Genomic DNA, 22,016 nt, shown 5'->3' on the forward strand with positions numbered 1-22,016 from the left:
GGGCAGCGGCCCGTTTCGTTTGCGGGTCCGTTTAAACGCAGATCACGGAGTGTGTGGATGGCCAGGCAACCCGAACTCGACGACTTCCGCGTGCCGTATTTCGGCGACGGCAAGAAGAAAAACAAATTCTCGCTCGACGGTTTCGATCCGGCTGCAAAACCATTTTCGGCCGGTTCGAAAGACGCCGACAAAACCCGGTTATCGGAAATCGGCGCGAAGCTCGACATCCAGCAGGAGCGTCTGCATGCGCAACAGCAGCGCCGTGTCCTGCTGGTGCTGCAGGGCATGGACACGAGCGGCAAGGACGGCACGATCCGCGCGGTGTTTCACGACGTCGATCCGCTCGGCTTGCGCATCGTGCCGTTCAAGGCGCCGACGCCCGTCGAAATGGCGCACGATTTTCTCTGGCGCGTGCATTCGCAAGCGCCTGCCGCGGGCGAACTGACGGTTTTCAACCGCAGTCACTACGAAGATCTGCTGGTGCCCACCGTGCTCGGCAATCTGGACGCGCAAGCCTTCGAGCAGCGCTGCCACCACATCCGCCAGTTCGAAGCGTTGCTGGCCTATAGCGGTACGACCATCATCAAGTGCATGCTGCACATTTCCAAAGACGAGCAGCGTGTGCGTCTGCAGGCGCGTATCGACGATTCGACCAAGCATTGGAAATTCGACGTCGCCGATCTCGACGCGCGCAAGCAGTGGGACAGGTATCAGGTGGCGTATGGTGAGGCGCTGGCCGCGACATCGACCGAATACGCGCCGTGGTACGTGATTCCCGCCAACTCGAAGACGCACCGTAATGTGATGGTGGCGGAGTTGCTGCTGCGCACGTTCGAAGCGCTGAAGCTCGAATATCCACCGGCCAAAGAATCGCTGAAGGGCATCAAGATCGTCTGACCGCTGCCCTTTGCTTCAGAAACGAATCGACCATACAAGGAACGACATGTTGCGTGTGATTACCGCCAACCTGAACGGCATCCGCTCAGCGGCGAAGAAGGGCTTTTTCGACTGGTTCGGAGAACAGAAGGCCGACGTGCTGTGCGTGCAAGAAATCAAATGCTCGCAAGACGACATGACCCCGGAATTCATGGCGCCGCACGATTTCACCGGCTATTTTCAGCACGCCGTGAAGAAAGGCTATAGCGGCGCGGGCGTGTACACCCGTCACGAACCGGACGAAGTGGTGATCGGCTTCGGCAGCGAGGAATTCGATCCGGAAGGGCGCTATGTCGAACTGCGTTTCGGCAAGCTGTCGGTGATTTCGGTGTACGTGCCGTCGGGTTCGAGCGGCGACGAGCGCCAGCAGGCCAAATACCGTTTCATGGACGAGTTCATGCCGCATCTCGCGGAACTGGCTCAGGAGCGCGAAGTGATCGTGTGCGGCGACGTCAACATCGTCCACAAGGAAATCGACATCAAGAACTGGAAGAGCAACCAGAAGAATTCGGGTTGCCTGCCGGAAGAGCGCGCGTGGCTCACCAAACTGTTCGATGAGGTCGGTTACGTCGACGTGTTCCGCACGCTCGACCAGCGGCCGGAACAGTACACGTGGTGGAGCAATCGCGGCCAGGCGTATGCGAAGAACGTCGGGTGGCGGATCGATTATCAGATCGCCACGCCGGGTATCGCGAGCAAGGCGAAACGCACCGACGTGTTCCGCGATATCAAGTTCAGCGACCATGCGCCGCTGACGGTCGACTACGACCACAAGCTCAAGAAGTAAGCGGAGTTCGCGTCCTCGCGGCAGAAGAGGCTGATGTCGGCCTCAGGGGGACGCTTCGTCAGCGCAGAGCCGCGGGTACGTTCTTCGGCCCGCGCAACTCAATCGCGGACCGGTTTGCGGCGCGGACGGCCCATGCCGGCGTAATCCGGCAACGTGTCCACTGTTTTGCCGATCGCTTTTGCATAGAGCGGCAGCATGTCGGGCAAGCGCTTGACGATGTCCTGGCGGCGCGCCGACGTGTAGGGATGCACGTAGATGAAGCCCTGCTCGCGGTTGCCGCGCGTGGCCTGCGCGAGCTTGTCCCAGAGCGTGACCGCCGCGCGCGGATCGAAGCCGGCGCGCGACGCGATATCGCTGCCGATCACATCGGCTTCGGTCTCGTCGGTATTCTCGTACTTCATTTCCAGCAGGCGCGAGCCGATGCCGAGCGGCGCCGCGCCGAGATCGGCGAGCCCGAATAGCTGCGGGATCGTGCCGGACGAGTCGAGCTGGCTCGCCTGCAACTGGCCGAGCCGCTCGCGTGCATGTTCGCGCAGCGCGTGCGCGATCTCATGGCCGATCAGCATGCCGAGTTCGTTGTCGTTCAGACGCGCGCGGTCGAGCAGGCCGCCATATACGACGATCTTGCCGCCCGGCAGGCAGTACATGCGGATATCGGTCGAGCGCACCACCGCTACATCCCACTTCCAGTTTTTGGCCCGCTCGTTCCATTTCAGCGAGTACGGGATCAGCTTGTCGACGATCGAGCGCACGCGCGTGACATGCGCATCGGTGTCGCCGTACAGACGGTTGGCGTGCTCGGCGCCGTACGCGATCTGGTTGAACTCTTCGGCGGCTTGAGCCTCGAGCATCGGCGATGGGATCAGGTTGCGGAACACCAGGTAGCCGCCGTAGCGCAACTGCGTGTTCGGGCTGTACGGTGCGGATGCGGCGGGCGCTTTGGCCGCTGCGGACGGCGCCGATGTCGCCGCGGGCGTCCTTGCCGTGACCGGAGCCGGTGGCGTCGATGGGGCCGACGAAGGCGGCGTGGCCGCGGCGGGAGCACTACCGGCGCTTGCGGCGCTGCTCGCGCCTGGCGCCGCCGACGTCGCGCTTTCCTGGCTCGCCGCGCCGGCCGCGGGCTTCGCCGCTGGTGTAGCCGAGGTGGCCGGTGACGGCGCCGACATCGCTGCCGGTGCGCTGGTAGCGGCCGCCGGCATGGCTGTCGCGTGGGCGTTCAACGGCGCGGCCAACGTCAGGCTCACACTGCCGAGTGCCCACACTGCCCGCAGCGCCGCGCGCCCGACCGTGCGTGCGGGACGCCGGGACCGGGTCGAGCGCAACACGCCCATCGGGAGACGCGCCTTCACGACTGCGCCCTCCACGGCGCAATGCGCAGCAGAAGCACCATGCCGGGCAACGCCAGCGCGGTACAAACGATGAAGTAATCGAACCAGCCGATCTGCGCGACCACATAGCCGCTTGCCGCGGAAGCCAGCGTGCGCGGCACCGAAGCGAGGCTCGTGAAGAGCGCGAACTGGGTGGCCGTGTAGCGCGGATCCGTGGTGCTGGCGATATAGGCGGTGAAGGCCGCCATCGTCAAACCGGTGGCGAAGGTCTCGAAGCCGTACACGAGCGCGAGCGCGACCGAACGCGGCTCGAGCTGAACGGCCCAATCGACGCCCACCAGCGCGAGCAGCTTCGTCGTGCCCTGGCTCAGCCAGACGGCGATGTCGTAAATCGCGACGAGACCTGGCGAGGCCGGTCCGAGATGCGCGAGCCACGCGAAGCCGAGCGTCGACACCATCTGCAGGATGCCGAAGATCCACAAGCCCCGGCCAATGCCGATTTTCATCAGCCAGATCCCGCCGACGATCCCGCCCGCCAGACTCGCGCCGAACGCCGTGGTTTTCGCGATCACGCCGATCTGCGTGCGCGAAAAACCGATGTCGAGAAAGAACGAGGTGGACAGCGTGGTCGCCATCGTGTCGCCGAGCTTGTACAGAAAGATGAAACCGAGCACGAACAGTGCGCCACGCCAGCCGTCGCGCTGAATGAATTCCTTGAATGGCTGCACGATCGCCTCGCGCAGGTTCCTGGGCGGCGTGCCGTGAACCGCGGGCTCGTGCACCACCAGCGTCATGACCATGCCGGGCAGCATGAACGCGGCCGTCACGATGAAAACGGTGCTCCACGGCAAATGGTCGGACAGGATCAGCGCGAGCGAACCGGGTACGAGCGCCGCGATCTTGTAAGCGTTCACGTGCACCGCGTTGCCGAGTCCCTGCTGCGTATCGCTCAGCAATTCACGCCGGTAGGCATCGATCACGATGTCCTGACTGGCACCGAAAAACGCGACCAGCGCCGTCAGAGCGGCCACCGTCCAGATCGACTCTTTGGGTGACACGAACCCTAAGGTTGCAATGGCGCCGGCCACCAGGATCTGCGTGACCAGCATCCAGCCGCGCCGTCTGCCCGGACGCCAGCCGGGGAAGCGCGGCACGTAGCGGTCCATTAGCGGCGCCCAGATAAATTTCCAGGTGTACGGGAACTGGATCAGCGCAAACAGGCCGATTTCCTTCAGATTGACGCCTTCGGAGCGTAACCACGCCTGCACCAGATAGACGAGCGTGAACAGCGGCAATCCCGACGTAAAGCCGAGAAAGACGCAGATCAGCATGCGCGTATTCAGGAACGCGCGCCAGCCGGGATGTTCTTCGTGAGCGGTAAGTGCAGGCGCCTCGTGCGGCGGGTTCGACATGTGGATAACTTGCGTTAGCTTTTCTTGACGCGATAGACCGCAAGACTACCACGCCAGTTCACGCCCCAGCGCACCACCTGACCCTCGTGGAGCACTACGCGGTCAAGAATTTCGATGCCGACTTCCGGCGCGAGCGCCTCGAAATCCTCGATGGTCAGCACCCGCACGTTCGGCGTGTTGTGCCACTGATAAGGCAGCGACTTCGACACCGGCATGCGGCCCCGGAGCACCGAGAGCCGATGCGCCCAGTAGCCGAAGTTCGGGAACGACACGATGCACTCCTTGCCGACCCGCACGGTCTCGCGCAGGATCGCGGCCGTCTGGTGAATGGTTTGCAGCGTCTGCGACAGAATCGCGAAATCGAAGCTGCCGTCTTCGAACAGGCGCAGACCGTCTTCCAGATTCTGCTGGATCACGTTGACGCCGTTTTGCGTCGACGCCAGCACGCCCGCGTCGTTGATCTCGATGCCGTAGCCCAGCACGTCCAGTTCTTCGCTCAGCAGCGAGAGCAGCGAGCCGTCGCCGCAGCCCAGATCCAGCACGGTGGCGCGCGGTTCGACCCAGCGGGCGATCGCGCGGAAGTCCGGGCGCAGCGCCAGATAGTCCAGGGCTCGCTGGTTCATGCGTTCACCTCGTTCGCAATACGTTCGTAGTAAGCGCGCATCAGGTTGTGATAGCGCGCGTCGTCGAGCAGGAAGGCGTCGTGGCCGTGCGGCGCGTCGATTTCCGCGTAGGTGACCGTGCGCTTGTGATCGAGCAGCGCCTTCACCAGTTCACGCGAGCGGGCCGGCGCGAAGCGCCAGTCGGTCGTGAAGCTGGCGATCAGATATTTCGCCGTGGTGTGCGCGACCGCGGCCGTCAGGTCGCCGGCGAAGGCCTTGGCCGGATCGAAGTAGTCGAGCGCGCGGGTGATCAGCAGATACGTATTCGCGTCGAAGTAGTCGGCGAACTTGTCGCCCTGGTAGCGCAGGTACGACTCCACCTCGAACTCCACGTCGAAGTTGAAGTTGTACGCGTCCAGCGCGCCTTCCGCGCGCCGCAGCGAGCGGCCGAATTTCTCGGCCATGTCGTCGTCCGACAGATACGTGATGTGGCCGATCATGCGCGCGACGCGCAGGCCGCGCTTCGGCTTAACGTTGTGCGCGTAGTAGTTGCCGCCGTGGAAGTCCGGGTCCGACAGGATCGCCGAGCGCGCAACCTCGTTGAACGCGATGTTCTGCGCCGACAGCTTGGGTGTGGACGCGACCACGATGCAGTGAGCGACGCGCTCCGGATACATCATGCTCCACGCGAGCGCCTGCATGCCGCCGAGGCTGCCGCCCATCACCGCCGCAAAGCGCGTGATGCCGAATTGATCCGCGACGCGCGCCTGGGCGTTGACCCAGTCTTCCACCGTCACGACGGGAAACGTCGCGCCGTACGGATTGCCGGTAGACGGATCGATGCTCATCGGCCCAGTCGAGCCGAAGCACGATCCGAGGTTGTTCACGCCGATCACGAAGAACTTGTCAGTGTCGAGCGGCTTGCCCGGGCCGACCATGTTGTCCCACCAGCCGATGTCCCTGGGGTTGTCGGCATACACGCCCGCCACGTGGTGCGACGCGTTGAGCGCGTGGCACACCAGCACCGCGTTGCTACGCGCGGCGTTGAGCGTGCCGTAGGTCTCGACCATCAGGTCGTAACCGGCGAGCGAACTGCCGTTCTGCAACGGCAGCGGCTCGGTGAAATGCATTTTTTGGGGAGCGACGATACCGATCGATTCCATTCATTCCGCCATTTAACAAAACAGGGCGGCTAGATGGCGTCGGCGAAGCACGGAAGAGAATGACTGTGTGCGCGGCTGACGACCTCTTTAGCCGCATTTATAGTGAGCCGCGGGAAACGTTTCCCGGCAGTTCGCGCGCCCGCAATCGAGTCAGCAAATCGGCGCGTACATGGTTTTTGATGCAGGTGTTCTGGGTGTTCTGTATGTTGCGGAGTGCGGCTCCAGATGCATCGGGGCGCCGCAGTCAGGCACAAAGTATAGCGGAAATTTTCATGCGGCAACGTCGCGGGGGGCGCGGCGCGGTGCACGCCGCGCGGACTACTGAAGAATCAGCAGCAGTTGCGCGTCGGCGTGTTCGGCGGGCGGCCGCGCGAAGCCGCTGCGTACATACCGGTGCCAGCGGCCGATGATATAGCTCAGCAGCAGACTCGCGCGAATGGCGGGATCGTAGTTGGCCGGCAGTGGGACGGTGTCGTGCTGTGCGATGGTGCCGTCAGCCGGACTCGCGCCGGCGTTCGCTTCCATTTGGGCGAGGCGCAGACATTGTTTCAGCGACGCTTCGACGCGCTCCAGCATCTGATTGACGCGCTCGGTCAGGCGTTCATGTTCGCCGACCAGCGCCTCGCAGGTCAGCACGCGCGTCATGCCGGGGTTCTTCGCGGGAAAGTTGAGCAGCATCAATGCGATTGCGCGGGCCTGCAGCACGCCGTTGCTTTCCTTGTCGGCGATCTGGTTGATCAACCCGAAGATGGTTTGCTCGATGAACTCGATGAGCCCTTCGAACATCTGCGCCTTGCTGGCGAAATGCCGGTACAGCGCGGCTTCCGATACGCCTAGCCGGGCGGCCAGCGCCGCGGTGGTGATCTTTTCGCTTTTGGGCGTTTCCAGCATCGCGGCGAGCGTCTGGAGGATGTGCACGCGACGCTCGCCCGGTTTCAGGCGTTGCGCGCGCGGGGCGGCGAGCGTGGTGGTCGGTTCGTGTTCGGCTAAGACTTGGTCAGGCTTGTCGATCGGCTGCATGGCTGTCGTCCCGTCTGCTGTCTCTTCAATCGAACCGAGCGGGTGCTCAGTCGTAGCGATTTTAACGAACGAATGGTCCGGTCGACATAGTGCGGCCGGCCGGTGCCCGGCAGGCGCGTCGGCACGCCGTCCGCGTGCGGCTTGCGCGGCAGGTGGCCGGTGATCCACACCGTGCGGATGCCGAGGCGCCGGTAGTTCTTCAGATGCGAGCGCGTGTCTTCGACGAGGATCACGTCCTTGAGCGAAACATGAGCGTCGCGCATGGCTTTGCGCAGCATCGCATGGTCGGGTTTGGCGCGCCAGAGGCGGCGGTCGCGCATGTGTTCGATGGCGATCACCTGCTCGAACAGACGCTCGATGCGCAGTTCGGCGAGCACCGCGCGCGCATAGGCTTCGGGCGCATTGGTCAGCACGATCTTGCGGCCCGGCAAAGCAGCCACGAGGCGCGCCACGCCGCGCTCGTGGCGGATCATCGAGCCGAGGTCGGGGAACGTGTGCACGACCTTCAGGAAATCGTTCGCGTCGAGCGGATGGTGGCGCGTGAGGCCGAGCAGCGCCGCGCCGTAGCGCTGCGTGTAGCCGGTGCGCAGACGGTTCGCTTCTTCGAGGTCCACTTGCAAGGCGTCGATGATGTACTGCGTCATGCCGTGATTGATTGCCGGAAAGATCGCGTGCGATGCGTGGTGCAGCGTGTTGTCGAGGTCGAACAGCCAGACCGGACGGCCACCTGCGATATGCGGACGATGGCGTCGGGAAGTAGGAGTGCGCATGATGGAGTACGCCGTTCAGGCGCGAACCGTCGCCTCACGCGGCGAACGCGAGCGGTTCACGGTGCGGGCGGCGAAAAAAGAAGGGAGAGCGGAGCGGCGCATTGCCGGCCGCCGTGGACGCTATGCGTGCCGACGAACGACCGGGCGGCGCGACTGCACGGCGCACACGGCACGTCATGCCGATGTGCCGTGCGCGCCGGATTCGAGGCAGGAATCAATGTGAGCGGATCATCGTGCCGAACGGCTGTTCGGTGAGAATTTCCAGCAGCACCGAGTGCTCGATGCGGCCGTCGATGATGTGCACCGACCGCACGCCGCTCTTGGCCGCGTCCAGCGCCGACGAGATTTTCGGCAGCATGCCGCCGGAGATCGTGCCGTCCGCGAACAGGCCGTCGATTTCGCGCGCGGACAGATCGGTGAGCAGATTGCCTTCCTTATCCATCACGCCGGGGATGTTGGTCATCATGACCAGCTTTTCGGCGTTCAGCACCACCGCCAGCTTGCCCGCGACCAGGTCCGCGTTGATGTTGTACGACAAGCCGTCTTCGCCGAACCCGATCGGCGAGATGACGGGAATGAACGCGTCGTCCTGCAGCGCTTTCACGACCGCCGGGTTGATCGCCTCGACTTCGCCCACCTGGCCGATATCGACATACTGGCCCGGATTGTCGCGATCCGGCATCAGCATCTTGCGGGCGTGGATCAGGCCGCCGTCTTTGCCTGTCAGGCCGACCGCGTGACCGCCGAAGTGGTTGATCAGCGTGACGATGTCCTGCTGCACTTCGCCGCCGAGCACCCATTCGACGACTTCCATCGTTTCTTCGTCGGTGACGCGCATGCCCTGGATGAAGGTGCCCTGTTTGCCGATCTTCTTCAGCGCCTGGTCGATTTGCGGACCGCCGCCGTGCACGATGACCGGATTGATGCCCACCAGCTTCAGCAGGATCACGTCGCGCGCGAAGCCCTGCTTCAGACGCTCTTCGGTCATGGCGTTGCCGCCGTATTTGATGACCACGGTCTTGCCGTGATACTGGCGAATGTAGGGCAGCGCCTCGGCCAGGATTTCAGCCTTCAGGGTGGGCGCAATCTGCGAAAGGTCGGGAAGCTCGGACATGGCGGCAGGCTCAGGCACGGAACAGTTGAATCAGGGCGAATTGTACAGGACTGGCGCGCTGCAACAGGGTTTTCGGTAGCCGCGCGAGCGGCGGGCGCAGCGGGCTTTGCGCGCCGCGCAATCGCGGGTCGCAGGTGCCAGCCGGGATCGAGCGTAGCGCGGTTTGGCGGCCCTGTGAATTAGCCGAACGGACGACTCACGGCGGTTCGCCAGACGTGGCATCATTTCCCGATCCAGGCTGAAGCGAGACCATCCGGCCCGTCATGAAACCGTCCGTCTCCCGCTCCCAAAGCAGCGCGCGCTGCCCGCGCTGCGGCAGCGCGTTCGATTGCGCCATGCATGGGCAGCCGTTCGACTGCTGGTGCCGAAAAATGCCGCCGTTACCGGCGGACAGGCTCGATCCGGGCGGACGCTGCCTATGCCCCGAGTGTCTCGCCGCCGAAATTGCGCGGGCGACTCAGGCGCCGCCCGGTGTGTGATTGACAGAAAAGTCCCGAGGAGGCGCTGTTTCACGGAAGCGCCCGGGCGAATCATGCCGCGCGGCGCTCGCCCGCCAATGCCTTCAGATCACGCGCCACCGCTGCCAGCGCCGGCTCCCATTCACCGAACCGCGGTTGGCGGTACAGCGTGGCGCCCGGATACCACGGGCTGTCGCGACGGTCGAGCAGCCAGACCCAGTGCGGGTTGACGTCGAGCAGCACCCAGGTGCGCTGACCGAGCGCGCCGCTCAGATGCGCCGCCGACGTGCAAACGGTGATGACGAGATCGAGCGCGCCCACAAACGCGGCGGTGTCGTCGAAGCTCGTGAATTCCGCGGTGCAGTCGGTCATTGACAGGCCGGCCGCTCGTGCCGCCGCGACCTCGTCGGTTGCGCCCGGCTGCAACGAATAGAACGCCACGTCCTGCATGCCGCCGAAATACGCCGCATAGCGTTCCCACCCGACACGGCGAAATGGATTGCGCTGATGGCTGTGGCTACCCGTCCATGTCAGCCCGACCTTGAGCCTCGATTCGCCCGCCAGCCTTTTTTGCCACGACCGGATCGCAGCCGGGTCTGCATGCAGGTAGGGCGCCGTGGCGGCCGGAATCGTTTCCTCCCGCGTATCGAATATCAGCGGCAGGCTGAGCAACGGGATTTCGTAGTCGAACGCGGGTAGCGATTCGACGCCGCCGCCCGCCGAGAACTCGTCCGCGTGAGCGCCCAGGCTGCGCGCGAGCAGTGCGCCCATTTGCGGGAACGAGTTCCAGACGAGCCTGCCGCCTTCGCGATGCACTCGCCCGGCGAGCATCGGGATATAGCGGCAGAACTGCAAGACGTCGCCCATGCCTTGTTCGCCCCAAACGAGCAGCGTCTTGCCGGCCAAAGGTTCGCCGCGCCAGAGGGGCGCCGGCATGACCGGGCGGTTCCCGCCCAACTCCGCGGAGCCGTCCCAGCGCGCCTCGTGCGAGGCCCAGCCGTGCTCGTAATCGGCACGAATGAGTTGCAGCATGGACAGGTTGGAGCGCAGGGCGGGGTCGTTCGGGCCCAATGCGCAAGCAGTCTGGGCGGCCCGCTCCGCCTCGCTCCAGCGTTGCGCCTCACGCAGCGTCAGCGCATAGTTGTTGTGCGCCAGCGGGCTATGCGGTGCGCATTGCACGGCTTTGACGCCGGCTTCGAGCGCGCGCGGCAGATCCCTATTCATGCGGTATGCGTTCGTCAGATTGGTCCAGCCGTCGCCCTCGCCGGGCTCGTCGCGGACCGCGCATTCCAGCAGCGCGATCTGCTCGTTCAGGTCGCCGCCGACGTGCGCCAGTGCACCCGCGAGATTGCTGCGCAGACACGGCAATCGCGGATCGATGGCGAGTGCACGGCGATAAGGTGCGATGGCCTCGCCATGCCGGTTCGCTATCTGCAATGCGTAGCCGTGACGAAAGTGCGCCAGAGCGCGGTGCGGATCGAGTTGGGCAATAATGGCGGCGAGTTCGATTGCGTCGCCGAGGCGGTGTTGTTCGAGCAGCGTAGCCGTGAGCGATGCGAGCGACGCGTCGTCCAGTGGATGGAGTCGCGCTGCGGCGTCGAGACAGCCGGCCTCGGTTTGCGCCGTGCCGTCGTGCCGGGCCGCTGCGGCTTCTCGCAAAACAGTCAGGAAAGCTGATGAGGCATCGGCCTCGCCGGAGGAAGTAGGTAGCATGGATAGGCTGCGCGACGGAGAAACCGATAACGAGGGATCGGTTCGTGCGGCGCTGTCGCAAAAATTCCCATGTTACCGGCGCAAGCTCGCAAGGTAAGTCGGACGAGTCCGAACAGGTAAACTAACGTCATGCATCGTATAACCAACACTGGCCGCGTCAATCTCGGGCATCTGTTCTGGCTGCGCAGTCTCGCGATCATTGGCCAGCTGATGACGATTGCGTTCGTGCAGACCTTCATCGGCGTGCAGTTGCCGTTGCCTGCCATGCTGCTCGTGATCGCGCTCGAAGTGATCTTCAATGGACTCACATGGTGGCGCGTTTCGCAGCAGCGGCCCGAATCCAACATGGAGCTGTTCGGCCAGATCTGGGTCGATCTGGGCGCGTTGTCCGCGCTGCTGTTTCTCTCGGGCGGCACCACCAATCCTTTCGTTTCGCTCTACCTGCCCTCTCTCGCGATTGCCGCGGCGGTGCTGCCGTGGCATCTGATGGCCTGGCTCGCGGCGTTCGCCGTGGCCTGCTATGCCGTGCTGGGTTTCGATTCGGTACCGCTGAATCTCGACAATCCCGCGAACCTGTTCGACTACTATCGCGCGGGCATGTGGGTGAACTTCATGGTCAGCGTCGGCCTCATTGCATGGTTCGTTGCGCGCATGTCGGGAGCGCTGCGGCTACGTGACGCAGCCCTCGGAGACGCGCAGCAGCGCTTGCTTCACGATGAACGCGCGGTCGCATTGGGCGTGCAGGCCGCCACTGTTGCTCACGAAATCGGTACGCCTCTGTCTACAATTGCAATGTTGTCCGAAGAATTGCGCGACGCCGCACGCTCCGACAAGGGTCTCGCGCCATACACAGCCGATCTCGAACTGCTCGAACAGCAGATGGCGCTGTGTACTTCGGCGCTTGCCCGGTTGCGCAGCCGGGCTTCCACGAGCGCCAGCCGGCAACCGGTCGGCGAGTGGCTCGAGTCGTTCGGCGAGCAGTGGCGCCTGCGTCATCCGCATGTGAAATTCGAGCGGCTCGGCATGCCGCCCGCGGAGGTCAGTCTTGACGATACCGTGGCCGTGAGTCAGATTCTCACGATTCTGCTCGACAACGCCGCGCGTGCAAGTCGCGATCACGTCACGCTGTCCTGCTCGCTTGCGGCGCGTGGAGATCAGATCGTATTCGAAGTCTGCGATGCGGGCTCCGGCATTCCGGCCGCGCTGCGCGGCTCGCTGGGGGCGATGCCGGTCGAGAGTACGCAAGGCGGGCACGGCGTGGGCCTCTATCTGGCTTTTGCGGCGGCCGCGCGTCTGAAGGGATCGATCGAGCTGACCGATGTCAGCGCGATCAAGCCGCGCGGTACGCGTGCGGTCCTGAAACTGCCGCTCGCCGCGCGCAAATTTTTTGGCTCGGGCCGTCATGGTGCCGAGCCATCCAACACGGAGAAACAAGTATGAGTGAAATGAATTTTCTGGTGATCGACGACGACGAGGTGTTCTCCGGCATCCTCGCCCGTGGTCTCACCCGGCGCGGCTACATGGTGAGCGAAGCGCACAACGCGGATGAGGCCATCAAGCTGGCGAATCAGCAGAAGTTCAGCCAGATCACGGTGGATCTGCATCTCGGCAATGACTCCGGCCTCACGCTCGTCGCGCCCTTGCGCGATCTGCAGCCCGACGCGCGCATGCTGGTGCTGACCGGCTATGCGAGCATCGCCACGGCGGTGCAGGCGGTGAAGGACGGCGCCGATAACTATCTGGCGAAGCCTGCCAACGTGGAGACGATCCTGTCCGCGCTGCAAAGTGAAGCGAGCGCGCTACAGGCAGAAGAGGCGATCGAGCATCCCACGCCGCTGTCGGTGGCGCGTCTTGAGTGGGAGCATATTCAACGCGTGCTCGCCGAACACGGTGGCAACATCTCGGCTACAGCGCGCGCGTTGAACATGCATCGGCGAACGCTGCAGCGCAAGCTCGCGAAGCGGCCGGTCAAGCAATAAGCGCGGCGTCCCGGCTGCGTTTGCCGTGAGCAAATGAAAACGGGCTGCCTTGGTAAAGGCAGCCCGTTTTTTATGCGGATCACATCAGATCAGATCTGTCACAAGCGGTGATGAACATATCACCGCCTGAGGCATTCTCCGCGCCGATATCACAGCACGTAACGCGACAGATCTTCGTCTTCCGCCACTTCGTTCAGTGCGCGATCGACATAGGCCGCGTCGATCTGCACCGTGCGGCCCGAGTGGTTGCCGGCCGCGAACGAGACTTCCTCGAGCAGCTTTTCGATCACCGTGTACAGGCGGCGCGCGCCGATGTTCTCGGTTTTCTCGTTGACCGCGTACGCGATTTCGGCGAGGCGCCGAATGCCGTCGTCGGCGAATTCGAGATGCACGTCTTCGGTGGCGAGCAATGCCTGGTATTGCTTGACGAGGCTCGCATCCGTAGACACCAGGATCGATTCGAAATCGTTCACCGACAGCGAGTCCAGTTCGACGCGAATCGGAAAGCGGCCTTGCAGCTCCGGAATCAGATCGCTCGGCTTGGCGAGGTGAAATGCGCCGCTGGCAATGAACAGAATGTGATCGGTCTTCACCATGCCGTACTTGGTGTTGATCGTGGTGCCTTCGACCAGCGGCAGCAGATCGCGCTGCACACCCTGACGGGAGACTTCGCCGCCGCCGGCTTCGTTGCGCGAGGCGATCTTGTCGATTTCGTCGAGAAACACAATGCCGTTCTGCTCGACGTTCTGCACCGCCTTGGTTTTCACCTCTTCGTCGTTCAGCATCCTGGCGGCTTCTTCGTCGGTGAGTGCTTTTAGCGCTTCCTTCACCTTCATCTTGCGGCGTGTTTTCTTGCCGCCGCCGATGTTCGCGAACATCGAACGGATCTGCTCGGTCATGTCTTCCATGCCGGGCGGCCCCATGATGTCCATGCCGACTTGCGGCTGTTCCACGTCGAGCTCGACTTCCTTGTCGTCGAGCAGGCCTTCGCGCAGACGCTTGCGGAAGGTCTGGCGCGTGGTGCTGCCTTCGTCCACGGTATCAGCGGCGCCAGAACTCGCGCCGAAGCCGACCGGGCGCGCGCTCGGCAGCAGAATGTCGAGGATGCGGTCTTCGGCCTGATCTTCGGCCTTGGTTCGCACCTTGCGCATCTCCGTTTCACGCGTCTGCTTGACCGAGATTTCGATCAGATCGCGCACGATGCTGTCCACGTCGCGGCCTACGTAGCCGACTTCGGTGAACTTGGTGGCTTCGATCTTGATGAACGGCGCGTCCGCGAGTTTTGCCAGACGCCGCGCGATTTCGGTCTTGCCGACGCCGGTCGGTCCGATCATCAGAATGTTCTTCGGCGTGATTTCCTGACGCAGCGGCTCTTCGACCTGCTGGCGACGCCAGCGGTTGCGCAACGCGACGGCCACCGCTTTCTTCGCGCGGCCTTGGCCGATGATGTGTTTGTCGAGTTCCGAGACGATCTCGGCAGGGGTCATGGTGCTCATCGTGGGTCCTTACTCGATCGTCTCGATAACGCGGTTGTGGTTCGTGTAGATGCACATGTCGCCGGCAATCTCCAGCGACTTCTCCACGATTTCGCGGGGCGACAGCTCGGTGTTATCAGCGAGCGCTTTCGCGGCGGCTTGCGCATAGGCGCCGCCCGAACCGATCGCGCAGATGCCGCCTTCCGGATCGAGCACGTCGCCGTTGCCGGTGATGACGAGCGTGGTGGTGGCGTCCGCGGCGATCAGCATGGCTTCGAGCCGGCGCAGCATGCGGTCGGTGCGCCAGTCTTTGGCGAGTTCGACGGCGGCGCGCGTGAGGTTGCCCTGATGTTTTTCCAGCTTCGCTTCGAAGCGGTCGAGTAGCGAAAAGGCGTCGGCCGTGCCGCCGGCAAAGCCGACCATCACCTTGCCGTTATAGATGCGCCGGACTTTCTTCGCGCCGCCTTTCATGACGATATTGCCCAGCGTCACCTGGCCGTCGCCGCCGAGCGCGACCTTGTCGCCGCGGCGCACGGAGACGATCGTCGTGCCGTGAAATTGCTCCATATGCGTTCCTCTTTGCAAAACGGGTAGGACGCGGCAGCGCAATGCGCTACCGCATGAATCCTGAAAGCGGACGGCGCGCGGCGCTGGAACCGAACTGGCCGGCGCGCGCTCGTGCAGCGCATGTCGGGTTTATTTTAGGGCGTGCGCGGTCATATCAAGAGCCGGCAAATGGCATAAGACAAAAAACACGCGATTCGGTGCGGGGGAGTGGGGGATGCAGAGAGGGCGTGTGCGAGCGGGCGCCGCACAAAAGAAAAAGGCGCACGGACCACCGTGCGCCTCTCGACGAAGCAGCGTTTCAGGGCGCGGAGCCGAAGCCGCGCCGCAAGCGTTCAGTCGCCGAACAGCTTCTGGCGCAATTCGCGGCGCTCCTGCGCTTCGAGCGACAGGGTGGCCGTGGGCCGTGCGAGCAGACGCGGAATGCCGATCGGCTCACCGGTTTCTTCGCACCAGCCGTATTCGCCCGAATCGATGCGCGCGATTGATTGCTGCACCTTCTTCAGCAGCTTGCGCTCGCGGTCGCGCGTGCGCAGTTCGAGCGCATGCTCTTCCTCGATCGTTGCGCGGTCGGCCGGGTCCGGCACGATGACCGTCTCGCGCAGATTCTCGGTCGTCTGGCCGGCATTGCGGAGAATGTCCGCTTGCAGCTGTTCGAGCTTGTTCTTGAAGAAGGCGAGCTGATCCTCATTCATGTAATCCTTGTCGCTCATCTTCAGGATTTCGGCTTCGGTCAAGAGTCGTTTCGTCGTCATCTGGCTAACTTCTTCAATGTGAGGCAAAACTCTTACGTAGTGCCCGCACTTTCGTATTGCCCGCAAAGGCACCTCGAGGACGCGGAGCGCCAGGGCGGGCACGGACGGTGGACTGCCGTGACGCCGAAGCGCCTCGTGCCCACACGCCGGGCGTCGCAACGCCAATGCGGGGCCGAACTCCTCTGGAAACCGATTCTCAAATGCTCCTGAGGTATTGCTTGCCGGCAACGGGCCTTTTCAGACTGTGCCAGCCGGCATTGTCGGCGTATTGTCCGGATAAGATTTTCCGGCGCCGTTTCAGGCCCGGCGCAGGATACGCGCTGACCGGGCAATTCGTTCTCATTCTCCAGTGGGCACGTATTGTAACTGAATCACAATCTGGCACCGCAACTGGTGAAAATCCCCCTGCGGCGCGCCGATATCCCGAAAATATAACGCGCGCTCGACCAAAAAGCGATGGTCGTGCACGCTTTAATACGGCAGGGTTTTCACGCGTTTTTCACACGCGTGCCTTTTCAACGGGCTTTCGGCCGCCGCCGGCGATATTCAGCAGATGATTATCCCGGACGCGCGTATTTTGCTAATGCGCGCGCCCGGGGCCAGCAGCACGATGCGTGCCGCGCCGCAGGTTTTCAGCGAGAGCCGATGCCACTCCGCGACGGTTCGCTTGGCCACGCTCAGACGAGGCAGGCGTCCAGACCGTCGGTGATCAGGTCTTGCGGCAGTTCGATACCGATAAACACCATCTTGTTGGTCTTTTTCTCGATCGGCTGCCATTTCGCGGCCAGATCGCTTCCCATCATCTGATGCACGCCCTGAAACACGACTTTGCGGTCTACACCCTTCATATACAGCACGCCCTTGTAACGCAGTAGCCGTTCGCCGTAAATCTGCAGAATGCCGCCGAGGAAGTCTTCGAGCTTGTTCGGATCGAACGGACGGTCGTTGCGGTAGACGAACGACTTGATCTTGTCGTCATGGTGCGCATGGTGGTGGTGATGCCCATGATCGTGGCCTTCGTGATCGCAATGGCCGTGATCGTGATCGCAGTTCGCGTGATCGTCGTGCGTATGGCCGTGCTCGTCATGCGCGTGAGCATGGCTGTGCGCGTGCTCGTCTTCGACGAGGAAATCCGGGTCGATCTCGAGCTTCGAATTCAGGTTGAAGCCGCGCAGGTCGAAGATTTCCTTGATGTCCGCTTCGCCGAAATTGACGACTTTGATCGCCGCCCGCGGGTTCATGTGCAGCAGACGGTGGCGCAGATCGGCCAGGTGCTTTTCATCGACCAGATCGGACTTGGTGATGAACAGGCGATCGGCGAAACCGACCTGGCGCTGCACCACTTCGTGTTCGTCCAGTTGGTGATTCGCGTGCTTGGCGTCGACCAGGGTGATGATCGCGTCCAGCAGGAATTCGTTGGCGATCTGGTCGTCCATGAAGAACGTCTGCGCGACCGGGCCCGGGTTGGCGAGGCCCGTGGTTTCGATCACCACGCGGTCGAAATCCAGTGTGCCGGCCTGCTTCTGCGCCGCCAGATCGCCCAGCACGCGCGAAAGGTCGCCGCGAATCGTGCAGCAGATGCAGCCGTTGCTCATCTGGATGATCTGCTCGCCCGTGTCCTGCACGAGGATTTCGTTGTCGATGTTTTCTTCGCCGAACTCGTTCTCGATCACGGCGATCTTCATGCCGTGCTTTTCATTCAGGATGCGCTTGAGCAGGGTGGTTTTGCCGCTGCCGAGAAAGCCGGTCAGGATGGTGACTGGAATCATGTTGGTCGCCTGTATTGTCGTGAAACGGTGCGTAGTCGAAGCCTGGGCGGGCGCGGCAGCCTGATGGCGCGCTGCCCTGTCCAGCCGGTTATTGAAACATATTCGCCGGGCCGGCGCTGGCGCGCGGATACGGGCCCCGCTTTCGCCCGGGCCGGCGGCGCCGGGAAATACCCCTCAAATTATGGGCGATCAGGCGATTTGCAACAGCAGGCCCTTCAGATACTCGCCTTCCGGAAATGCCGTCAGCAAGGGATGATCCATCCCGGCGCCAAGCCGCTTGAGAATCCGGGCATCCACGCGCGCGTCGGCGGCCGCGCCCGAGATGATCTTCTGAAACAGTTCGGAGTCGATCGCGCCGGAGCACGAATAGGTGAACAGCAGGCCGCCCGGCCGCAGCAATTTCAGGCCGGTCAGATTGATGTCCTTATAAGCGCGCGACGCGCGGTCCACATGTTCACGCGACGGCGCGAATTTCGGCGGATCGAGCACGACCAGATCGAAGCGCTCGCCGTCGTCGTAAAGACGGCGCAGCGTTTTGAAGGCATCGGCGTCGAGCCACGTGGCGCGTTCGGCGTCGAAACCGTTGGCCGCCACGTTCTGCTGCGCGATCGCCAGCGCGTCGCCCGACGAATCGATCGACACCACCCGTTTGGCGCCGCCTTTCAGCGCGGCCAGTGAGAAGCCGCCGGTGTAGCAGAAGCAGTTCAACATATCGCGATCCTGCGCGAGCTGCTGCACCAGCGGGCGGTTGTCGCGCTGATCGACGTAAAAGCCGGTTTTGTGGCCGTTGCGCACATCGACGTGATACCGCACGTCGTTCTCGCTCACGATCAGCGCTTCCGACGGCGGTTCGCCCGCCAGCACGCCGGTGATCTGTTCGAGCCCTTCCTTCTGGCGAATCGACACGTCCGAGCGTTCATACACATTCGGGCAGCCGGTCGCGCCCGTCAGCGCCGCGACGATCGCCTCTTTCCACGCCTCGACGCCCGCGGCCATGAACTGGCAGACCAGCTGGCTGCGCTGGCCTTCGTCTTCGGCCACGTAGTGATCGACGATCAGGCCGGGCAGGCCGTCCGCCTCGCCGAAAATCAGCCGCACCGCGCCGGTGTCGTGAACCATCGTCTGACGGTGCGCGAGCGCGCGCTGCACGCGGCGTTTGAAGAACGCGTGGTCGATCGGCTCGGTCTCGTCGAAGCTCCACACGCGGGCGCGGATCTGCGAATGCGGACTGTAGGCCGCGCGCGCGAGAAAGCGGCCATCGTGTGCGCGTACCAGCACGGTGGCGCCGGGCGCGGGATTGCCGTCGATCCGGTCGATCGCGTTGGCGTAGACCCACGGATGGCGGCGCAGCAGCGATTTTTCTTTCGACGGTTTGAGCGTAACGGTATTCATCAGGGTGGTCAGAGTGAGCAATGGGCCGCGCGGCTCGGCGCGCGCGGCAGGTAAAGCGAAGGCGGAGACCGTACGCCGCGACTCGCGTCGCGGCGTCAGTCGCGTTTCTTGGCGCGCGGATGCGCCTGATCGTAGACGTGCGCGAGATGCTGGAAATCGAGCGCGGTGTAGACCTGCGTGGCGGTGATGCTGGCGTGGCCGAGCAGCTCCTGCACCGCGCGCAGATCGCCGCTCGACTGCAGCACGTGCGTGGCGAACGAATGCCGCAGCACGTGCGGATGCACGTTGGCGGGAATGCCGGCGACCAGCGCCGCGCGCTTTACGCGCTCGCGCACCACGTTCGGTGACAGGCGATTGCCGCGCGCCGACAGGAACAGCGGATGCGGATCGTGCTTCACCATCTGGTCGCGGACCGCGAGCCAGGCGGCCAAGGCTTCCAGCGCCTTGCTGCCGACCGGCACGACGCGGCGCCGGTTGCCTTTGCCGAGCACTTCGACTTCAGCCGAGTCGAGCTTGATCCAGCCGGCGGAGCGGTAGCCATCGGCATCGGCGAAACGGGCGTCGAGGCCGACCAGTTCCGCGAGACGCAGGCCCGACGAGTAAAACAGTTCGAGCATGGCGTGATCGCGCAAACCTTCGGGCGATGCAGCGGGCGGGCTCTCCATCAGACGCGTGGCGTCGTCGACGGAAAGTGCTTTGGGCAGCGTTTTGGGCTGCTTCGGCGCGCGCACGGTCGCGACCGGATTGGCCGGCAGATCGACGCGGCCGGCGAGCCAGCGATAAAACGCGCGCCATGCCGAGAGGCGGTGGCTGATCGAGCGCGCCGTCAGGCCGCCTGCGTGCGCCCGTGAAACGGCGCCGCGAATGTCCACGGCGCTCAGGCTTTCGAGCGGCCGGCCTTTGGCCAGCAGCTTGAGTTCTTCCAGTTCGTGGGTGTAGCCGCGCAGCGTATGCGCCGAGAGCCGCCGCTCGTGTTCGAGATTCGACAGATAGGCGGCGATCGGGTCGGCGGCGGTCACGGTGGGCTTTTTTGAGCGGCTGGCGCTGAGTGGAGCGCCGCTTAGCGCGGCAGCAGACGGCTCAGCGCGGCGCTTGCCAGCGCGCCGATCTGGGTGAGGAAATCCGTTGCCATGCCTTCGTGAAAGCGGCGCGCGTCGGGCGAGCCCATCACCAGCAGGCCGAAAGTCGGGGCTTCTTCGTTGCCTTCAGGGTCGCGCAGCGCGAGCAGGGCGATCGACTCGGTGGCGTGCGCCGACTCGGGCCCCGCCTGGCCGGCCGCGCTCTCGTCGCCGCCGGATGCGCCGGACGGCGCCAGCCACTGCGCCGCTTCGAAACCGGTATTCGCGCCGCAATACGGCGTGGTCAGGCTGCCGGCGAAGATGCGCACTTCCTCGCCGACATGGCGCGCGAAGTCGGCCTGCGTGTAAGGCTCGGCGACGTCCCACACGCGCAGCGCTGCTTGCGGCACGTCGAAAATATCGCGCAAGCCGGTGGCGATCGTACGCGGCAGCGCGTACGGATCGCGCTCGGCGATCACGCGGATGGTCCAGCGGTTGAATTTCGACGCGATGCTGTCGTTCTCGTGGCCGTAGCGCAGGAGTTCGGCGAGGCGGCGTTCGAGATGCTTGTTCTTGTCGCGCAGCATTTCCATCTGCCGTTCCTGCAGCGACACCGCGGCTTTGCCGTGCGGATTCGCGAGCCGGATCGTCGCGAGCATCTCCGCGTGGTCGGCGAAGAATTCGGGGTTGGCGAGCAGGTATTCGGCGACTTCGCGATCGTTCATGGTTTCGGCTAAAAGACTTCGGGGCGACGCCTCGGGGCGGCGCGTCGGTCAATGAGTTCAGGCGGCCTGTGACGCCGCCGGTCAGTCGGGCAGCTCGATCTCGCCTTCGAAAACGGTCACGGCCGGTCCGGCCATGAGTAGCGGTTCGCCTTCTCGCGTGCTGTCCCACGAGATGGTCAGGTCGCCGCCGTGCGTGTGCACGCGCACGGGTGAGTCGAGCAGCCCGCGCCGGATGCCGGCCGCGACCGCCGCGCATGCGCCCGTGCCGCACGCCAGCGTTTCACCCGCGCCGCGCTCGTACACGCGCAGCCTGATTTCATTGCGGCCGACTATCTGCATGAAGCCCGCGTTCACCCGCTGCGGAAAACGCGCATGACGCTCGATCACCGGGCCTTCGGCCAGCACCGGGAACGCTTCGACGTCGCCGACGACCTGCACGGCGTGCGGATTGCCCATCGAGACCACCGAAATCCACCGTGTCGTGCCGCTCACGTCGAGCGGCCAGAGCGTGTCCGCTCCCTCGCGGCGGCCTTCGAGGCCTTTGGTGGCGAACGGCACGCGCTCCGGGTCGAACACGGGCGTGCCCATGTCGACCAGCACTTCGCCGTTTTCCTGCATGGTCAGCGTGATGGTGCCCTTCTGCACCTGCACGCGCACGCTGCGTTGATCGGTGAGGCCGCGCTCGCGCACGAACTTGACGAAGCAGCGCGCGCCGTTGCCGCAATGCTCCACTTCGCCGCCGTCGCAATTGAAGATGCGATATCTGAAATCGACACCGGCCACCGTGGGCTTTTCGACCAGCAGCAACTGGTCGGCGCCGACGCCGAAATGCCGGTCCGCGAGCGCGCGCACCTGCGCCGGCGTCAGGTTGACCGGTTGGGTGTAGCCGTCGAGCACGACGAAGTCGTTGCCCGCGCCGTGCATCTTGGTGAATTTCAGTTTCATCACGCTATTGTAAGTGACGCGCCCGCAGGTGAGCCGAACGCCGTATTTTTT

The 22,016-nt window shown here is 63.9% G+C and carries 21 protein-coding genes; 5 read left to right on the plus strand and 16 right to left on the minus strand.

Going from position 1 to position 22,016, the window contains the following annotated elements; genetic code table 11:
* Positions 1-57 precede the first annotated feature (57 nt).
* Complete coding sequence (locus tag BXE_RS00340) at positions 58-897, plus strand: PPK2 family polyphosphate kinase (RefSeq protein WP_011486462.1); 840 nt, start codon at positions 58-60, stop codon at positions 895-897.
* A 46-nt stretch (positions 898-943) separates the two neighbouring features.
* Positions 944-1,723, plus strand: a complete 780-nt coding sequence (locus BXE_RS00345; protein ID WP_011486463.1) for an exodeoxyribonuclease III — start codon at positions 944-946, stop codon at positions 1,721-1,723.
* A gap of 98 nt (positions 1,724-1,821) precedes the next feature.
* On the opposite strand, the gene BXE_RS00350 is transcribed toward BXE_RS00345, so the two are convergent.
* The 7 genes from BXE_RS00350 to argB all read right to left on the minus strand — a co-directional run bounded on the left by BXE_RS00350 (position 1,822) and on the right by argB (position 9,132).
* Positions 1,822-3,054, minus strand: a complete 1,233-nt coding sequence (locus BXE_RS00350; RefSeq protein WP_081435469.1) for a M48 family metallopeptidase — start codon at positions 3,052-3,054, stop codon at positions 1,822-1,824.
* A gap of 14 nt (positions 3,055-3,068) precedes the next feature.
* Positions 3,069-4,463: an AmpG family muropeptide MFS transporter gene (locus BXE_RS00355; RefSeq protein ID WP_011486466.1), complete on the minus strand. Its 1,395-nt coding sequence runs from the start codon at positions 4,461-4,463 to the stop codon at positions 3,069-3,071.
* Positions 4,464-4,477: 14 nt separating this feature from the next.
* Positions 4,478-5,086 carry a methionine biosynthesis protein MetW gene (gene metW, locus BXE_RS00360; protein ID WP_011486467.1) on the minus strand — a complete coding sequence of 203 codons (609 nt, stop codon included), beginning with the start codon at positions 5,084-5,086 and terminating at the stop codon, positions 4,478-4,480.
* The gene (locus BXE_RS00365) at positions 5,083-6,228 is read right to left on the minus strand and encodes a homoserine O-succinyltransferase MetX (protein ID WP_011486468.1); all 1,146 of its coding nucleotides are present in this window, start codon (positions 6,226-6,228) and stop codon (positions 5,083-5,085) included. The genes metW and BXE_RS00365 overlap by 4 nt, the downstream gene beginning before the upstream one ends.
* A 318-nt stretch (positions 6,229-6,546) precedes the next feature.
* Positions 6,547-7,248, minus strand: a complete 702-nt coding sequence (slmA, locus tag BXE_RS00370; RefSeq protein WP_011486469.1) for a nucleoid occlusion factor SlmA — start codon at positions 7,246-7,248, stop codon at positions 6,547-6,549.
* Positions 7,215-8,018 carry a pyrimidine 5'-nucleotidase gene (locus BXE_RS00375; protein ID WP_011486470.1) on the minus strand — a complete coding sequence of 268 codons (804 nt, stop codon included), beginning with the start codon at positions 8,016-8,018 and terminating at the stop codon, positions 7,215-7,217. Before BXE_RS00375 ends, slmA begins: the two co-directional genes overlap by 34 nt.
* 214 nt (positions 8,019-8,232) lie before the next feature.
* Entirely contained in the window at positions 8,233-9,132 is a 900-nt protein-coding gene (gene argB / locus BXE_RS00385; protein WP_007179687.1) for an acetylglutamate kinase, read from the minus strand.
* A gap of 263 nt (positions 9,133-9,395) precedes the next feature.
* Here argB and BXE_RS43740 point away from each other — a divergent pair, with 263 nt between their 5' ends.
* The gene (locus BXE_RS43740) at positions 9,396-9,611 is read left to right on the plus strand and encodes a cysteine-rich CWC family protein (RefSeq protein ID WP_081435471.1); all 216 of its coding nucleotides are present in this window, start codon (positions 9,396-9,398) and stop codon (positions 9,609-9,611) included.
* Positions 9,612-9,662: 51 nt separating this feature from the next.
* On the opposite strand, the gene BXE_RS00390 is transcribed toward BXE_RS43740, so the two are convergent.
* Positions 9,663-11,303 (minus strand): tetratricopeptide repeat protein, encoded by a 1,641-nt coding sequence (locus BXE_RS00390; protein WP_011486471.1) that lies wholly within the window; start codon positions 11,301-11,303, stop codon positions 9,663-9,665.
* 129 nt (positions 11,304-11,432) lie between these two features.
* Between BXE_RS00390 and BXE_RS00395 the strand changes: the two genes are divergently transcribed.
* Positions 11,433-12,743 (plus strand): ATP-binding protein, encoded by a 1,311-nt coding sequence (locus BXE_RS00395; RefSeq protein ID WP_011486472.1) that lies wholly within the window; start codon positions 11,433-11,435, stop codon positions 12,741-12,743.
* Positions 12,740-13,282: a response regulator transcription factor gene (locus tag BXE_RS00400; RefSeq protein WP_011486473.1), complete on the plus strand. Its 543-nt coding sequence runs from the start codon at positions 12,740-12,742 to the stop codon at positions 13,280-13,282. Before BXE_RS00395 ends, BXE_RS00400 begins: the two co-directional genes overlap by 4 nt.
* A 149-nt stretch (positions 13,283-13,431) precedes the next feature.
* On the opposite strand, the gene hslU is transcribed toward BXE_RS00400, so the two are convergent.
* From hslU to dapF, 8 genes are all read right to left on the minus strand, one after another.
* Positions 13,432-14,778: an ATP-dependent protease ATPase subunit HslU gene (gene hslU / locus BXE_RS00405; RefSeq protein ID WP_011486474.1), complete on the minus strand. Its 1,347-nt coding sequence runs from the start codon at positions 14,776-14,778 to the stop codon at positions 13,432-13,434.
* A gap of 9 nt (positions 14,779-14,787) precedes the next feature.
* The gene (gene hslV / locus BXE_RS00410) at positions 14,788-15,324 is read right to left on the minus strand and encodes an ATP-dependent protease subunit HslV (protein ID WP_007179682.1); all 537 of its coding nucleotides are present in this window, start codon (positions 15,322-15,324) and stop codon (positions 14,788-14,790) included.
* 332 nt (positions 15,325-15,656) lie between these two features.
* A complete protein-coding gene (dksA, locus tag BXE_RS00415; RefSeq protein ID WP_007179681.1) occupies positions 15,657-16,076 on the minus strand; it encodes an RNA polymerase-binding protein DksA in 420 nt (139 codons plus the stop codon).
* A 677-nt stretch (positions 16,077-16,753) separates the two neighbouring features.
* On the minus strand, positions 16,754-17,845 hold the full coding sequence (locus BXE_RS00420; RefSeq protein ID WP_007179680.1) for a CobW family GTP-binding protein: 1,092 nt from the start codon (positions 17,843-17,845) through the stop codon (positions 16,754-16,756).
* Positions 17,846-18,034: 189 nt separating this feature from the next.
* On the minus strand, positions 18,035-19,237 hold the full coding sequence (locus tag BXE_RS00425) for a class I SAM-dependent rRNA methyltransferase (RefSeq protein WP_011486476.1): 1,203 nt from the start codon (positions 19,235-19,237) through the stop codon (positions 18,035-18,037).
* Between the two features lie 95 nt (positions 19,238-19,332).
* On the minus strand, positions 19,333-20,256 hold the full coding sequence (gene xerC / locus BXE_RS00430) for a tyrosine recombinase XerC (RefSeq protein ID WP_011486477.1): 924 nt from the start codon (positions 20,254-20,256) through the stop codon (positions 19,333-19,335).
* Positions 20,257-20,297: 41 nt separating this feature from the next.
* Positions 20,298-21,020, minus strand: coding sequence for a DUF484 family protein (locus BXE_RS00435; protein WP_011486478.1), 723 nt, complete (start codon positions 21,018-21,020; stop codon positions 20,298-20,300).
* Between the two features lie 81 nt (positions 21,021-21,101).
* Positions 21,102-21,965: a diaminopimelate epimerase gene (gene dapF / locus BXE_RS00440; protein WP_011486479.1), complete on the minus strand. Its 864-nt coding sequence runs from the start codon at positions 21,963-21,965 to the stop codon at positions 21,102-21,104.
* Between the last annotated feature and the right edge of the window lie 51 nt (positions 21,966-22,016).

Origin of the sequence: Paraburkholderia xenovorans LB400, from assembly GCF_000013645.1 — a bacterium.
In the GTDB taxonomy this organism is placed as follows: Bacteria; Pseudomonadota; Gammaproteobacteria; order Burkholderiales; family Burkholderiaceae; genus Paraburkholderia; species Paraburkholderia xenovorans.